Here is a 15,404-nt window from a genome sequence, read left to right on the forward strand (position 1 = left end):
GCCGGTTCAACATCAACGCTCATCGGGTACCTCCTGTATCAGAGTTACACCGTTGAAAGTACAGTCCCTCGGCCTGCTTTGGTACGAACGCGACGCAGAGCGCAATCAGCGCCAAAACGACAGGGGTCGCGGAGGCGGCGTTGAATGCAGACGCATAGCGCGCCGCGTTGAGCGCTGCCACCCTCTTCTCGTAAGGGAGTAGAGCATAGGCCCTGATATCACCGATCGTTGCTATCCGGCGAGTGATGTGGCCGTTGAGTAGGGCGCGCTGTAGGTCTCGGTCTTCAAATTCAATTGCGAGTTGCGTGATCGAGAGAGCATGACCTCTGAAGTTCTTCCGGTACCATCGGTGCATATTGCTGGCATTCGTTCCCATTCAGTCATTCTGATCGATCCCGGGCTCAAGACTGGAATCACGATGGGACGGGAGTTCTCGCATCAGATGCAACTCCGGGTAGTTAACTGGCAGCAGCGGGTATTGGCTGCACGGGAGTAGCTGCTCCTGATCCTCAGGACGCTGTTGGGAGAGCCGAAAGGATGGACTCGATCGGCGTCGAGTCCGTCCTTTCGGTCTATCGCTTGCTAGGAAGGCTTGAGGGGCTGCGCGTTTGGGATCTGTTGGCCGTCGGTCAGGGTGAGGCTGAATTCAAGGTCGGCGGTGGGTTCTCCGTTCGCTTCGGTTTTGTTCCCTAGCGCGTGGCCCGGCCACCACGCGACGTAGTGTCCGTTCTTCACGGACGCTTGAATGGTTTCCCCGTCTGCCGTTCTGATGCTGACACCTTCGACGTTTGCGCCGACTTCGCCCACGGTGAATGAGATGTGCGGCCTGGTGTTGGGAATCAGGGCCCAGCGGTCGCTGAACTCAGTGATGGCGTTCTGGGTGAATTGGTCTCCCATGGGCTCAGCGCTCTTTCCGCCGTTTCGGGCCAAGCTCACCTCTCCTGCATGGCTGGCGCCTGCTGGGACGTGGGCGATGCAGGTTGCGGAGGTGGAGTTGGCACCGATGTAGAGCAGTGCGGCCCATTCGCCTCGACGTTCCGCAATCTCTAGTGAGGGTGAAGTCATGGACAGCCCTGCGGCGACGCACGCATCCGCGGCGATGGCCTGGTCCGCGGGGCTGAGGGAATCTGGAACAGCAGTCCAGGAGGCGTAGGCCTCATCGGCGTTGCCGGTCAGCATTGGCAGCACGGTCCCGGCGGCCGCCAGGGTGAGCGCGGCGGCGGGCACCGCCAGCCATCGGAGCCATCGGCTGCGAGGCCGGCGCTCGGGAGCTGTTTCTGTTGGCCGGTCCGCGAGGATCTGTTCGAGGCGTGCGGCCCGTCGGATTCGCTCCGTGGGGTGGGCGGTGGCAGCTGGGGCGGGATCGAACTCACGTAGCTTGTTCAGGAGGTGGTCGGTCTTCATGTCAGCTGCTCCGTTGCTGAGTACTGGTCGGTTGTGGTGGTCGCTGTCGTATTGCCGAGCGCCCTGCGCAGGGATGCCCGAGCGCGATGAAGGCGGACTCTGAATGCCACGGCAGAGATCCCGAGGACTTTGCCTGCCTGCGAGGACGTGAGGTTCTCCCACGCCGTGAGGGCAAGGGCTTCTTGATGGTCCGGCGTCAGGCGCCCCCAGGCTGTGGCGATGTCCAGCTGAAGTGCAATGGAATCGTCCGGTGAGGCGACGAATGCTTCGGCCTCTGCGGCCATGCGGATGGCGAGGGCCCCTCGTTGGTGATGGATCCTTTGCTCCGCTAGGAGGCAGTTGCGTGCCGTTCCGAACAACCAGGCGCGCGCATCGCTGGATTCGGAGGGCATGTCATCGAATCTGCGCCATGCAACCACGAAGACGTCGTGGACGATGTCCTCGGCCTGGTCGGGGCCCGCTCGCCTCTGAACGAACCGCAGCAGGTCTTCATAGGCATCGTTGTAGAGCTGGGCAAAGCGGGCTTCACGTCCGGTTCCCTTTGCTTGTTTCCGCATACCTACACCTGTCTGGATTCGTGAACCTGTTACGCGCCATCAGGCAGCGGGCGGATTGCGTCCTGGCGGCGCGTGCCGGTCTGCCGTGCAGCGGCGATGTATTGGGCGTAGGCGGCTGCCGAGTCGGTGGCGTGGCGTTCGATGGTGGCGGGGGAGTAGCCGAGGATTTCGGCGATGAGGGGCACGGGTGCGAGCTTGGTGAGCTCGTGGAGGGTTCCGAGCCGGGCTGCACGTGCACTGAAGATGGTCCGGAGCCGTGAGCGCAGGTGGGTTGTGGTGATGTGGCGTCCGGGGGAGGTGCCGCGGAAGACCCAGTTGCTGTCGGGGTGGGCTGCGGTGAGGCCGTGGCCGGGATCGGATGCGAGGTCGCGCCAGGGGCGATCGAGGGGGTCGGGCAGGGCAATCTCGATGCTGCCGAGCCTGACTGTGACGAGTTCCTCGGTGACGGTGACATCGTTCCAGGTCAGGGCGGCGACGTTCTCGATCTGCTGGCCGAAGACGATGACGAGGATGGCTGCGGCGCGGTCCCGGGGGATGAGTTCGTCGGTATGGACCACCTGCTGCAGGGCCGCCTCCTGGTCGTCCGCGCTGAGCTTGGGGCTCGTGCCGCGCCGGTGGGGTGCCATCTTCAGGCCCGGTGGAACGGCGTGGGCCCTGATGGCCCAGGTGAGGAATCGGGTGGCGATCCCGCGGGTGGTCGGACCTTGGGCCTGCCAGGCGTCGAGGTGGGCCTGCTGGAGTTCTGCGGGGCTGGTTGCGTGTTCGGTGAGCCAGTTGAGGAAGTCGATGGCCACGGTGACGGTCTGCTTGCTGCGCTCGAAGGTTCCCTGGCGGACTTCATCCATCTGGTTCATCCGGCGCTGGTGGTGCCAGCGGATGTAGCGGCGGACGAGGTCCCGGTTCGCCGGGTCGGCCACGCGCTCGAGGGCTTCCTCGGCCCAGCGGTCGTATCGGGCCCGGAGTTCGTCGCGGCGGGGGATGACGCCGTGTTCGGCGAGCAGGCCTCTGACGTATTCGCGGGTGCGCGAGCTGGGCAGCTGGTCGAGGGCCTCGTGGGTGACCCTCGGGGCAATCGCGAGGTGGCGCAGGAACTCGGTGACGTGCTTCTGGCGGATCCAGGTCAGGCCGCTGTTGGCGCGCTTCATCGACTTCAGGGCTGTGGCGAGCGGGACGAGCACGGGAGCGATGGTCCCGGTTGCGGGGTCGGTGAGGAGGCCCTCGACGGTGTCGGCCAGGGTGCAGGTCCAGCACCTCCCGCCGCTGTGGAGTTCGTCCTCGGCGCCGCAGGAGACGCAGTCGACGTTGAGCTTCACTCCTGTGCAGGCCCGGCATGCCGGCGCGCCGTCGACGATTCCGGGGAGGATGCCTTCGTGCCCGCAGCCACAGATTCCCCGGATGCGCTTGGCCTGCTGGTAGCAGTAGCCGCAGACCCCGCCGTCGGGCCAGCTGGCGACGGTCTGGTGGTGCTGGCCGCAGCGGGTGCAGGGGACCGGCCAGCGGGTGGGGTCCTCGGCCTTGCGGGGCCTACTCACCCTCGTCCGGGTTGACGAGCCGGATGCGCTTGGCAATGGGGCTGCGGGGCTGGATGCCCAGGTCCTCGCTGCGCTTCGGAGCGTTCGCCGTCGCGGCGGCGCGCATCTCGACGTAGGGCTCGAAGAGGTCGTTCGGGGTGCAGTCGAGGATGTCGCAGAGGGCCGCGAACGTCCGTGCCGGGATGCGTTCGGGGGTGCTGGTGACGAGGCGGTAGATCTGGCTCTCGGAGAGGTTGATCCCGCGGGAGCGGAGCAGGGGCATCAGCTCGGTGGTCTTCCAGAGGTTGCGCTGGGCCATCAGGGCGCGCAGGTTCCAGCGGTAGCCGATCCGGCGCTGTTCAGGCACTGGATTCCTCCTCGGGCTTGGCGGTGCGCCGGGCGATCATCTTCTGCACGGTCTTCTGCTTGAAGTCCGACGATACCGAGGTGTAGAGGCCAGTGGTGGAGGCGTAGGCGTGCCCGACCTGGGTCTGGACGAAGGCCGGGTCGTAGCCTGCCTCGATCAGGTGGGTGACGTAGGAGTGCCGCAGGCAGTGCAGGCCGAGCTCCTTGGGCAGCCCGGCCGCGGCCCGGGCCTGGGCGAAGGCGTCTCCGAGGCTGCCCACGGCCACACGGTCGGCCCGCTCGCTGGGCCAGAGCGCGGAGGACCGGTCGGCGGTGGCGAAACGCTCGCGCAGCCCGCCCCTGGTCCAGTCCTTGAGCAGGTCGACAACCCAGTCGAACTCGGGCACGGTCAGCACGGTCCGGCGGCGGGGGCCGGAGCCGGCCGTGCCCTTGGCCCAGCGGACCTGGACGGCGCCGAAGCGCCCGTAGTCGGGCACGTGCGGGTTCGGGCCGAAGTCTTCCAGTTCGAGCATGGCAAGCTCCCGTCGGCGGAGGCCGTAGGCGTAGCAGACCTTGAACGCGATCGAGTCCCGCAGCAGGGGCAGCCACCGCTTGCTGCCGGCGGCGTACTCGCGGTCGACGAGGTCGTCCTGGTGGTCGAAGAGTCGCTGCAGCTCCTGCACCGTGAACGCCCGCCGCCCGGCGGGCACGGCGTCGTCGGTGGTGTGCCGGGGCGTGTTCCACTCGAAGCAGATCTGCGTGGGGATGCCGCCGAAGGTGCGTTCGCAGAACTCGCCCCAGCCGTAGGCCGGATGGGTCAGGTAGGCGCAGAACATCGCGATCGCGTTGCTGTACGAGCGCAGGGTGGTCAGGCTGATCGGCTTCTCACCCGAGCGCAGCTCGGCCAGGAACTCCTCGACGTCCACCGGGCGCCACTGCCACGGGAACTCCCCGGTGAACTCCTGGAACCTGCCCACCACGCCGCAGCGGCCCTTGATCGTCCCGGCGGTCAGCCCGCGGGCCAGCATCTGCGCCCGCCAGCGGTCCAGCATCTCGATGAAGACGCGCTCGTCGGCGCGGAACAGTCCGACGCCGGGATCGCTGAGCAGCCGCGGCACGGAGCCCGGAACAGCGCTTTCCACTCCACCCCTAAACCATGGAAACATGCATTAGATGCAAGTAACCTACGGCGGGCTGGCCAAGCCGGCCAAATCGACGGCATCCAGGGTAATCTCCGCGGGGCACCGAATCCAAGGCTGACCTGCGCAAACGCCGGAATCGCGGTCGAACGGGAGTTCTCGCACCAGATGCAACTCCCGTTAGTCGAACGCCGATAACGGAGATTATGTCAAGTAGAGGGTGACATGTTCGCATCGGATGCGAATTCGACAGCACGGACTGCTTCCCTGTCGGCGCGCCGATTGCCCCCTGGCACGACGGGCCTCCGTGGCTGGTGCGAGGCCGGGCACGGCCACGTCGATTGCCGGCAAGGCAAGGGACAAGGGCCTCACCGTCCGCGGCTACGTGTCCATGTGCTTCGGCGACCCTTGGGAAGGCCCGGTGGACGCCCCCGCCGTCACCGAATGCACGCGGGCGCTCCTAGACGCAGGCTGCGACCAGGTAAGCCTCGGTGACACAATCGGGACGGCTACCCCAGGGCATGTCCTCGACCTCATCGACCGCCACGCCACGGACGGCATAGGCGCCCAATCGCTCGCCCTGCACCTCCACGACACCTACGGCCAGGCACTGGCCAACGTGCTGGCCGGACTCCTCAGCGGAGTGACCTGCTTCGACAGCTCAACAGGCGGCATCGGCGGCTGCCCATTCGCCCAGAGCGCGACCGGGAACCTCGCCACTGAAGACCTTGTCTGGATGCTCGACGGGCTCGGCATCAACACAGGCATCGACCTCGACGCCGTCACCAGGGCAGGAGCCCAGATCACCCGGCTGCTCGGACGGGAAACCCAGTCCAAAGCAGGGACCGCAATCCTCGGCGCAGCCCTGAAGGCAGGATCACTGTAGTCCGCCCACCCCAAGGAGGAACACCGCACAATGGCGGCCCCGGCCCTCGGCCTGGGGCCGCCTTCGTCCACCCAGCGGATCGGTCGAGGCCGATGACCTTCCGAGGCCAACCGGCGCTTCCGCCGATTTCTCGGCGAATGCTACGCGAACGCGACCTAGGCAGGACTTCATCGCCGCCCCTGAACGCGCGATGATCCGGCATGCCGAACCCGACTACAAGCACGCGACGGCCGCCCTCGACCGCGCCGGCTGGCTCATCGGATCCACGCCGGTTGGGCACGGGGCTCTGCGTGATGGGTGCCGAGGGGGTCAGCGTGGCTGTTGGGGGGCAGCCAGGTGCACGACGACTGCGGTCTCCGTGGGGCGGATGGACACCAGCGTCATGGACTCTATGACATAGTCCGCGTCGAGCTCTGGTGCGGCGAGGGTGCCTGCCACGCCGACCGTGCGGCATCCGGCCGAGCGGCCGGCTTCGAGCCCTGCTGCTGTGTCTTCGACGACGAGGCAGGCGATCGGGTCGAATCCGAGCGACCGTGCGGCCGCCTGGTATCCCTCAGGGCTTGGCTTGCCGTGCACCACGTCGTCGGCCGTGATCATGACGGCGGGTGCGGCCAGTCCCGCGGCGTCCATGCGGACCCGTGCGAGGTCCGCGGTGCATGAGGTGACGATGCCCCATCGGCCAGATGGGATGCTTCGGAGGAGTCGACGGGCGCCCTCCTTGACTGCGATCCCCTCGGTCTCCTGCTCTTCGAGGCGTTCCGCCAGGCGCAGTGCCTCCTGCCGCCGGTCCGGCGCGACGTGCCGCGCGACGATGTCCCTGGCGGGGAGCCCGTGGCCGTTGTGGCGGTATCCGTCGATCCCGAGTGCTTCCGCCCATTTGTTCCAGGAGCGCTCGGTGGCCTGGGTGGAATCGATCAGTGTGCCATCCAGATCGAAGAGGATGGCCTTCGCCTCGAGTTCGATTCCCTGGCTCGTCGTGGCGGGTGCGGATTCAGACTCCATAGAGCCGCTCCTTCGCGTCCTTGAATCGTCCTCGGACGTCTGCGGCCCACCCTGATTGAGTGGGCTCGAAGGAGGTCTGGATGCGCCGTTTCCACTGTGGGGGCTCGGCGTCGCCGGAGAGTGCCCAGGCTGCCTGGCGGGCGGCGCCGAGGGCCACGTATTCCGCTGGCTCGGGGACCTGGATCTCGGCGGACAGAATGTCTGCTGCGGCTGCCCGCACGCTGCCCGACTTCGCCACTCCGCCGATGAGGAGGACGCGGTCTGCAGCGATTCCCTGCGCGCGGAGCGCGTCGAGGGCGTCCGCGAGAGAGCACAGGAGCCCCAGGACAGCTGATCTGGCGAGGTTCTCAGGGGTGAGGTTGGCCCTGCTCATGCCCAGGAGGGTGCCGCGTGCGTCGGGGAGGTTGGGGGTGCGCTCTCCGTCGAAGTAGGGCACGAGTGTCAGCCCGGCCGCGTCGACCGGTCCCGCGGAGGCAAGGCGGTCCAGTTCGGGGAGGTCGACGGTCAGCAGCCGTGCGGTGCTCGCGAGGATACGGGCGGCGTTGATGGTGGCCAGCAGGGGGAGGTTCTGGCCCGTGGCATCGGCGAATCCGGCGACCGCTCCCGACGGGTCTTCGACTGGTTTGGGCGTGGAGGTGAACACAGTGCCGCTGGTGCCGATGCTGACGACGACCTCTCCTGGGCGGAGTCCAAGGCCGAGGGCGGCGCCGGCGTTGTCTCCGCAGCCGGCGGCCAGCAGGGTTCCGGCGGGCGTCCGGCCCGCGGTTTCGTTGGGCGCGAGGACCCTTGGCAGCTGCGGCACGGATCCGAACGCCTCCTCTATGAGTTCGGGCCTATAGCTGTTCTGGGGGACGGAGAAGTACCCGGTCCCGGAGGCATCGCTGCGGTCAGTGGTCGGGGCTTCCTTCGTTCCGGCCAGCTGCCAGGTCAGCCAGTCGTGCGGGAGGAGCACCGTGCGCGTCGCCGCGGCGACGGCGGGCTCGTTCTGGGCGAGCCAGGCGAGCTTGGTCAGCGTGAACGACGACACCGGGACCACACCGATCTCACGGGCCCACCATGGGTCACCGTACCGTTCTCGCAGCTGGGCTGCCTGCGGCGCGGAGCGGGTGTCGTTCCACAGGAGGGCGTCGTACACGGGCCGGTTGTCGGCGCCGAGGGCGACGAGGCCGTGCTGCTGGGCACTCACGGCGAGGGCCGCCGAGTCCGCGAACCCGTCCGGGGTGCAGTCCTGCAGTGCCTTCCACCAGTGCCGCGGGTCGACGGCGGTCCCGTCCGGGTGGGCGGCGGAGGCCGTGCTGAGGATGTCGCCGGTCTCCGCGTCGACTGTCACGGCTTTGCAGCTCTGGGTGGACGAATCGATGCCCGAGACGATGGTCCTGGACGTCATGGGTTCTCCTCGAGGAGGCGGCCCGCGAGGGCGGAATCGGTGACAAGGGACGAGATGAGGCCGGAGGCCAAGGCCGAGGCAACGGCCTTGGTCTTGTTCGTCCCGCCGGCGACGCCGATCACCTCGGGAATACGGCGCAGGCCCGGCTCGTCGATCGCGACGCTTCGGCCCGGGAGCACGTCCATCACCTTGCCGGAGCGGTCGATCAGGATCGCGCCGATGTCGGCCGCGGCACCGGCGTCCAGGACGGCCCGCCGCTCGCTGGAGGAGAGCGCCGGGTTGTCGTAGAGCTGGGAGTCCGGTGGGGCCCAGCTGCCGATGGCGACGAGAGCGATGGAGACACGGGCGAACTGCGCGTAGGTCTGGCGGACTTCATGCTGCCGTGTGATGGCCTCCGCCGCGGCCGCGTCCGAGGTGATGATAGGCGCGTAGATGGTCCAGGCCCTGCCGCCGGACACCGAGCTGACGCGGCGGATGACCTCGACCCCGGTGGCCTGCACGGGGCCGGCGATCCCCGCAAGCTGGACTACCTCGCTGGCAGGGAGCTCCCGCAGCTGCTGGGACATGCTGCTGAGCGTGCGTCCCGCGGTCATTCCGATGACGTCCTCCGCCGTGGCGATCTCAGCGAGCAGGTCACCCGCCGCCCGCCCAAGCTCGCGCTGGATGGTCTCGGACGCCTCGGTCGGCGTGTGGACGACGACGGAGTGCTTGAGGCCGTACTTGCGCTGGAGCGCAAGAGAACGTTCGACGTCCAGGCCATCCGGTGCGGCGATGTTGAAGGTGACGATGCCGGAGGCTATGGCGTCGTCGAGCATCCGGCCGACCTTGATCCGGCTCATTCCGAGCTCCTCGGCGATCTCGATGCGGGTGCGTCCCTCGAGGTAATGGCGTCTGGCTATGTAGGCAAGCCGGACCAGCCGCTCCGGTCCGACCGTGGATTTCGACACTTGCACCCCTTCCGAATGCTTCTGATCATCTTACGTCCAGATCATCAGAATTGAACATGTGAACATACTGCTTGCACATGTGTCGTGATTGGGGCCATACTCATCACGACCCCACCCCAAGGTCCGACGCTGACGCCGCTGTGCCGGCCGGACCACCCACTCGACGGGAACGACATGCCTGAACATCTTCCGGAAACCATGCGCGCCAGCGTCCTGATCAAGCAGGGAAGCCTCGTCGTGGAGGAGCGGCCCGTGCCCCGCCCCGCCGCCGACGAGGTCCTGGTCAAGGTCGCCTCGGTCGGCGTCTGCGGCTCGGACGTCCACTACTTCAAGGAAGGGCGGATCGGTGACTTCGTTGTCGACCGGCCGCTGGTCCTGGGCCACGAGGCAGCGGGAACGATTGTCGCCGTCGGCGCCGGCGTTCCCGCTGACCGGATCGGCCGGCGTGTCTCCATCGAGCCGCAGCATCCCTCATCGACCTCGCCGCAGACGCTCAGCGGCAGGTACAACCTCTGCCCCCACATGCGCTTCTACGCCACGCCTCCGGTCGACGGGGCGTTCGCCGAGTACGTGACGATCCAGTCCCACTTCGCCTTCGACGTCCCCGATTCCGTCACCGACGATGCCGCGGCGCTGATGGAGCCGCTGTCCGTGGGGATCGCTGCCGCCCGCAAGGCGGAGATCACTGCGGGATCACGCGTGCTCATCGCCGGAGCCGGCCCCATCGGCATCCTCGCCGCCCAGGCCGCCAGGGCCTTTGGTGCGACCGAGATCATCGTGAGCGACCTCGACGACCGGCGGCGGGAACAGGCACTGAAGTACGGGGCCACGAGTACCCTGAACCCGCGTACCGACGACGTCGCCGGCCTGGGGCTGGAGGTCGACGCGTTCCTCGAATGCTCCGGCGCCACCCCGGCGGTGCTATCGGGGCTGGCCGCCCTCGCCCCGGCCGGGCGCATGGTGCTCATCGGCATGGGGGCGGACGCGGTCTCGCTGCCGATCCCTGCGATCCAGAACCGCGAGCTCGTCGTGACCGGGGTCTTCCGGTACGCCAACACCTGGCCGACCGCGATCGACCTAGTGCGCACGGGCCGCGTCGACCTCGACTCGATGGTCACCGGACGCCACGGCCTGGACGAGGTCGCCGACGCGCTCATCGAGTCCACCCAGCCGACCAGCCTGAAGACCATCGTCTCCCCCGGGCTGTGAACAGATGACCGCACAGCCACCCCCTGCGGCCCTGCGCTGCACGGACATCTCCAAGGCCTTCGCCGGGATCCCGGTCCTGAAGGGCATCTCCCTGGCACTGGAGCCCGGAACGGTCACCGCACTGGCCGGCGAGAACGGCGCAGGCAAGTCGACCCTGATGAAGATCTCCTCCGGGCAGTACGTCCCCGACGAAGGGACGGTGCACGTCGGCGAACACCCGCTGCCCGCGGGCAATCCGCAGGCCGCCAACCGCCTCGGCGTGGCAATCGTCCCCCAGGAACTGGCCTCGATCCCCGAACTGATGGTCTACGAAAACCTCTTCGTCGGCCGCGAACTGCGCCGCGGGCCCTTCCTGAACCGACGTGCCATGACCGACGAGGCGCGCAGGCTCCTCGCCCCATTCGGAGTCGACATCGATCCGGAAGCACGCATGGGAGCCCTGCCCGTCGGTGTGCGCCAGATCATCGAGATCGCCAAGGCTGCCAGCCGCGGCGCCCGCGTCCTGCTCCTCGACGAGCCCACCAGCGCCATCGCCGAACACGAGGTGGCCCAGCTCGAGCACGTGGTCCGGACCCTCAAGGATCAAGGCGTCGCCCTCCTCTTCACCACCCACAAGATGGAGGAGATCCGGGCAATGGCCGACCGCGTGGTCGTCCTGCGCGACGGGGCACTCGTCCAAGACTGCCCGATCGATGCCATCACCGATGACGGCATTGTCGAGGCGATGATCGGCAGGGAACTCGAAGACCTCTTCCCCGAGCTGCCCGCGCCCGGCAACGACGTACTGCTCGAGGTGCGCGACCTCGTCGTGGACGGGCGGCCCCCGATCTCGCTCGAAGTCCGCGAGGGCGAGATCGTGGGACTCGCCGGGCTCGTCGGCGCGGGCCGGACCGAGCTCCTCGAGACGATCTACGGGCTCCGACGCTCCCATGCAGGAAGCGTCCACGTCTCCGGCAGGAAGATCAGGCCGGGCGAGCCGGCATCCGCGATCGCCGCCGAGATGGTCCTGGTCCCCGAGGACCGCAAGGGAGCGGGAGCGGTGATGGGCATGTCCATCCTCGACAACGCGACCCTCCCCCGTGCCGGCGCCTTCTCGCTGAGCGGCTGGCTCCTGAACGGCCGGCGCACGGCTTCCATATCCGCTGTGATGGACTCCCTGTCCCTGAAGCGTCGGAGCCTGGACCAGCAGGTTGAGACGCTCTCGGGCGGCAACCAGCAGAAGGTCGTGCTGGGCCGCTGGCTCACCGGACCGGTCAAGGTCCTGCTCCTGGACGAACCCACGCGCGGAGTCGACGTCGGCGCACGCAACGAGATCTACCGCATCATCGTCGGCCTTGCAGCCCAGGGAATGGCCGTGGTCATGGCCTCCTCGGACATGCCCGAGATCCTCTCCCTCTCACATCGCGCACTGGTCATGCGCGAAGGAGCCGTCGCCGCTTCGTTCACCCAGGAGCAGCTCGCCGCCCCCGACATCCAGGACCGAATCTTCCGTCACGCTTCCGGCCAGGAAGCCGCCGCGAACAAGGAACCACGAAATGCCCACAGCTAACAACCCCGCCGCGGTGCGCGACACCACGGACACTCCGGCGGCCAGGGGACCCCGGCCCCCGAGATTCACCGCCGCATGGCTGCGCAAGCTCCTGATCAACAACGCCATGATCGTCGTCATGCTCCTCGTCATCGCGTTCTTCCTCTACCGAAGCGCACGATTCGGCACCGTCGAGAACTTCTCCACCATCCTCGTCGCGGCCGCCCCCTTCGCCCTCATCGCCCTCGGCCAGACCCTCGTGATCCTGACCGGAGGGATCGACCTCTCCGTCGGAAGCGTGATCGCCGCCAGCGCGATGGTCGCCGCGCTCGTGGCCAAGAACAACCCCGACCAGCTCTGGCTCGCACTGGCCGCAGCAGTCGTGGTCGGCCTCGTGGCCGGAGCCGTCAACGGGTTCGTCGTCGCACGCATGAACGTCCCGCCCTTCATCGCCACCCTCGGCATGCTGACCCTGGCCTCAGGCCTCGCGTACGTAGTCGGCGGCGGCGCGCCCATCAACGGCCTCCCCGCCGGATTCGGAGCCTTCGCGAACACCGAAGTGCTCGGCCTGAAGATCCCCGTCCTGCTCATGATCGTCTTCATCGTCGCCCTGGCCGTCGTCATGAAGCGCACCGTCTACGGGATGAGGGTCTACGCCGTGGGCGGCAACCGCCACGCCGCAGAGATCGCCGGCGTGAAGAGCAGGAGCATCCTCTTCAGCGTCTACATGATCAGCGGCGTCCTCGCGGGCCTCTCAGGCATCATGCTCGCATCCCGGGTAATCTCCGGCGCGCCCAACCTCGGCGCCGGGTACGAACTCGACGCCATCGCCGCCGTCGTCATCGGAGGCGCCTCCCTCATGGGAGGGCGCGGCACGATCTGGGGAACGGCCCTGGGCCTGCTTCTCATCCAGACCCTGAACAACGGACTCGATCTCCTCATCGTCCCGGCCTACTGGCAGAACGTCATCAAGGGCGTCCTGATCGTCGCGGCGGTCGCCGTCGACGTCTGGGCCAACGAACGCCGTGCCAACTGAGACCCCCACCGCCAAAGAATCTGCAAAGGAGCACCAATGAAATTCCGCCTTCCCCGCCGTACGACCGCATCCATCGCTGCACTGGGCATCGGAGCCTTCCTCCTCACCGGCTGCGGCGCCGGCGACCCGAATGCCTCAGCAGCAGGCGCCAAGGACAAGAAGACCACCATCGGCGTCAGCGTCTACGACATGTCCTCCTTCGTCACCCAAGGCAAAGAAGGCATCGACGCCTACGCCAAGGCGAACAACGTCAACGTGCTCTGGAACTCCGCCAACCTCGACGTGAACACCCAGGCGACACAGATCGACCAGTTCATCAACCAGAAGGTCGACGCCATCCTCGTCAACCCCGTGCAGGCCGGATCCCTCCAGCCACAGGTCGCCGCCGCGAAGGCCGCAGGCATCCCCTTCATCGACGTCAACGCATCCCTGAAGAACGACGCCCTCAACGGCTCCGTGCAGCCCGACGACGTCGCAGCCGGCCAGCAGGAAGCAGAGATGATGGCCAAGGCCCTCAACGGCAAGGGCAACGTCGTCATCCTCCAGGGCCCGCTCGGCGGGTCCGGAGAGATCGACCGCGGAGCCGGCATCGACAAGGTCCTCGCCGCCAACCCGGGAATGAAGGTGCTCGCCAAGGACACCGCCAACTGGAAGCGCGATCAGGCCGTGAACAAGATGAAGAACTGGATCTCCGCCTTCGGCGGACAGATCAACGGCGTCATCGCGGAGAACGACGACATGGGCCTCGGTGCGCTCCAGGCACTCAAGGAAGCCGGCATCAGCGGCGTGCCGATCGTCGGGATCGACGGCATCGAGGACGGACTCAAGGCGGTCAAGTCCGGCGAGTTCATCGGAACGTCCCTGCAGCACGGAACCGTGGAAATGGCGACCGGCCTCGCCGTCGCCGTCAAGCTCGCCAAGGGCGAGAAGGTGGACGCCAAGCCCATCTACAAGATGCCCGCCATCACCAAGGACAACGTGGACCAGGCACTCAAGAACGTCGTCACCGACAAGGACGCCTTCATCACAGGCCTTCCCAAGCTGATCGAGGACAACCTCACCACCGGCAACATCGCCTACGAGGGCCTGCCCGGACAGCAGAAGTAACCGAATCGAGTCAGGACGGAACGCCGGCAGGGCATCATCGGGAACTCTCCGGGTGATTCCCTGCCGATTCCTTTGCTTCCGATCGGACAGGTCCGCTCAGGAGATCCGTCGGCTCCAGAACGGGTCGTCGGCCCATTCCTCGGGGACGCCCATGCCCCCCAGGTTCATCGGGGGCCGTGCACTGAGCAGTCCGTGGAGCCGGCGCGCCCAGCTGCTGTGCGGCGAGACGGAGTCGAGTATCGACTGCAGCGTCACCAGGACGGGGTAGAGGCGCTTCCTCGATCTCTCCGGCAGCGCGCCCGCGAGCCAGGGCACCGACGGCGAAGTCGGGATCGCCGGGTACACTCCGAGCCCGACGTTCCACAGCCGGCCGTGGTGGGCACAGATGTTGCGCACACGGACGTAGGTCTGCATCCAGGACTCGAGCACCGGCGCTGTCACCCCGACGCTCCTGGCGACCGCGGTCCTGTCGGCGCGCCGCTCCAGGTTCCGGTACGCGCTCGTCAGCTGCCCTATGGTCAGCGTCTCCACCATAAGCCAGGACGGCGGCAGCTCGGGGAAGCCGTAGGTCGTCAGGTAGTGCTCGAGGGCCGAGCGGTGGACCAGCGCGTCCTCGCCGGCGTCGGGCGTCCCGCGCAGCCGCTCCACGCAGGTGTCCCTGACGATCTTCACCAGCCCCGCGTGTCTGCCCCGGTCGCGGAAGTGCGCCGGGTCCGTGTACCAGTGAGCGTCGTCGTAGGTCGTTGACATGTGGTCGGTCAGTGCAGCGCGCACGGCGACCTCGACCCTCTCGAGGGCATCCAGGACCATCAGGCGCAGCGCCCGGTCGAACACGTAGAGGTCAAGGACGTCGTCGAACGTGGTCCCCTCGCGAAGGACATGCCCCGGACCGTCCTGCTGGAAAGGGATCGTGTAGGGCGAGAGCCGGTAGTAGCCGATGTGGCGCAGGTACCGCTGCGCGCGAGCCCGGTCGGGGACCGAGAGCCCTCGGTCGAGGAGGCGGTCCACGAGCTCGTCCAGGCCCAGCGGCGGCTTGTCGAAAACGAGCGAACCGCGGGGCCGCATCGGTCGAGGCAAACGGAGATCCTCCTGGCCGGGACAGAGAAAATCCCCCAAGTGCGCATCGTGGAGAGGCGTGGGGGATGTAGTGGAATCAGGCTAGCACGATCCGACTCTGGACACCCGCACCCTGATCTCGTCGTATCGCATCAAGTTCCCCACACGCATACCCAGCCGGTATCCGAAAGATGGGAGTGCACAACATAGGCGCGTACACGCCAAGCATTACAAAGCAGAGGCCATGATTCCGCAGTGACTCAAGGATGTCCCTCAGCCGTCTCGCGAAC

At 67.3% G+C, this 15,404-nt stretch carries 15 protein-coding genes; 5 read left to right on the forward strand and 10 right to left on the reverse strand.

Annotated elements, in window-relative coordinates; genetic code table 11:
• Positions 1-19: 19 nt before the first annotated feature.
• The 6 genes from IE231_RS16970 to IE231_RS16995 all read right to left on the reverse strand — a co-directional run bounded on the left by IE231_RS16970 (position 20) and on the right by IE231_RS16995 (position 4,959).
• Positions 20-376 carry a hypothetical protein gene (locus tag IE231_RS16970; RefSeq protein WP_189695184.1) on the reverse strand — a complete coding sequence of 119 codons (357 nt, stop codon included), beginning with the start codon at positions 374-376 and terminating at the stop codon, positions 20-22.
• 206 nt (positions 377-582) lie between these two features.
• Complete coding sequence (locus tag IE231_RS16975; RefSeq protein WP_189695185.1) at positions 583-1,404, reverse strand: hypothetical protein; 822 nt, start codon at positions 1,402-1,404, stop codon at positions 583-585.
• Positions 1,401-1,961 (reverse strand): RNA polymerase sigma factor, encoded by a 561-nt coding sequence (locus IE231_RS16980; RefSeq protein WP_189695186.1) that lies wholly within the window; start codon positions 1,959-1,961, stop codon positions 1,401-1,403. Before IE231_RS16980 ends, IE231_RS16975 begins: the two co-directional genes overlap by 4 nt.
• Before the next feature lie 29 nt (positions 1,962-1,990).
• Positions 1,991-3,493, reverse strand: a complete 1,503-nt coding sequence (locus IE231_RS16985) for a site-specific integrase (RefSeq protein ID WP_189695187.1) — start codon at positions 3,491-3,493, stop codon at positions 1,991-1,993.
• A complete protein-coding gene (locus tag IE231_RS16990) occupies positions 3,486-3,839 on the reverse strand; it encodes a helix-turn-helix domain-containing protein (protein ID WP_189695188.1) in 354 nt (117 codons plus the stop codon). Before IE231_RS16990 ends, IE231_RS16985 begins: the two co-directional genes overlap by 8 nt.
• The gene (locus IE231_RS16995; RefSeq protein WP_229867331.1) at positions 3,832-4,959 is read right to left on the reverse strand and encodes a tyrosine-type recombinase/integrase; all 1,128 of its coding nucleotides are present in this window, start codon (positions 4,957-4,959) and stop codon (positions 3,832-3,834) included. The genes IE231_RS16990 and IE231_RS16995 overlap by 8 nt, the downstream gene beginning before the upstream one ends.
• Before the next feature lie 304 nt (positions 4,960-5,263).
• Here IE231_RS16995 and IE231_RS17000 point away from each other — a divergent pair, with 304 nt between their 5' ends.
• Positions 5,264-5,842 carry a hydroxymethylglutaryl-CoA lyase-like TIM-barrel protein gene (locus tag IE231_RS17000; protein ID WP_306341576.1) on the forward strand — a complete coding sequence of 193 codons (579 nt, stop codon included), beginning with the start codon at positions 5,264-5,266 and terminating at the stop codon, positions 5,840-5,842.
• Positions 5,843-6,151: 309 nt separating this feature from the next.
• Here IE231_RS17000 and IE231_RS17005 read toward each other — a convergent pair whose 3' ends face one another.
• From IE231_RS17005 to IE231_RS17015, 3 genes are read right to left on the reverse strand one after another with little or no spacing between them, the layout of a single operon-like run.
• On the reverse strand, positions 6,152-6,844 hold the full coding sequence (locus IE231_RS17005) for an HAD-IA family hydrolase (RefSeq protein WP_189695191.1): 693 nt from the start codon (positions 6,842-6,844) through the stop codon (positions 6,152-6,154).
• Entirely contained in the window at positions 6,834-8,231 is a 1,398-nt protein-coding gene (xylB, locus tag IE231_RS17010) for a xylulokinase (RefSeq protein WP_189695192.1), read from the reverse strand. The genes IE231_RS17005 and xylB overlap by 11 nt, the downstream gene beginning before the upstream one ends.
• Positions 8,228-9,178, reverse strand: coding sequence for a sugar-binding transcriptional regulator (locus IE231_RS17015; protein ID WP_189695193.1), 951 nt, complete (start codon positions 9,176-9,178; stop codon positions 8,228-8,230). The genes xylB and IE231_RS17015 overlap by 4 nt, the downstream gene beginning before the upstream one ends.
• A 198-nt stretch (positions 9,179-9,376) precedes the next feature.
• Here IE231_RS17015 and IE231_RS17020 point away from each other — a divergent pair, with 198 nt between their 5' ends.
• The 4 genes from IE231_RS17020 to IE231_RS17035 are packed head-to-tail and all read left to right on the forward strand — an operon-like array spanning position 9,377 to position 14,058.
• Complete coding sequence (locus IE231_RS17020) at positions 9,377-10,387, forward strand: NAD(P)-dependent alcohol dehydrogenase (RefSeq protein ID WP_189695194.1); 1,011 nt, start codon at positions 9,377-9,379, stop codon at positions 10,385-10,387.
• Between the two features lie 4 nt (positions 10,388-10,391).
• Positions 10,392-11,936 carry a sugar ABC transporter ATP-binding protein gene (locus IE231_RS17025; protein WP_189695195.1) on the forward strand — a complete coding sequence of 515 codons (1,545 nt, stop codon included), beginning with the start codon at positions 10,392-10,394 and terminating at the stop codon, positions 11,934-11,936.
• The gene (locus IE231_RS17030) at positions 11,923-12,951 is read left to right on the forward strand and encodes an ABC transporter permease (RefSeq protein WP_201896957.1); all 1,029 of its coding nucleotides are present in this window, start codon (positions 11,923-11,925) and stop codon (positions 12,949-12,951) included. The genes IE231_RS17025 and IE231_RS17030 overlap by 14 nt, the downstream gene beginning before the upstream one ends.
• Before the next feature lie 36 nt (positions 12,952-12,987).
• Positions 12,988-14,058, forward strand: a complete 1,071-nt coding sequence (locus tag IE231_RS17035) for a substrate-binding domain-containing protein (protein WP_189695196.1) — start codon at positions 12,988-12,990, stop codon at positions 14,056-14,058.
• A gap of 96 nt (positions 14,059-14,154) precedes the next feature.
• On the opposite strand, the gene IE231_RS17040 is transcribed toward IE231_RS17035, so the two are convergent.
• The gene (locus IE231_RS17040; RefSeq protein ID WP_229867338.1) at positions 14,155-15,135 is read right to left on the reverse strand and encodes an Abi family protein; all 981 of its coding nucleotides are present in this window, start codon (positions 15,133-15,135) and stop codon (positions 14,155-14,157) included.
• Between the last annotated feature and the right edge of the window lie 269 nt (positions 15,136-15,404).

The organism is Sinomonas cellulolyticus (assembly GCF_014656475.1).
Classification (GTDB): Bacteria; Actinomycetota; Actinomycetes; order Actinomycetales; family Micrococcaceae; genus Sinomonas; species Sinomonas cellulolyticus.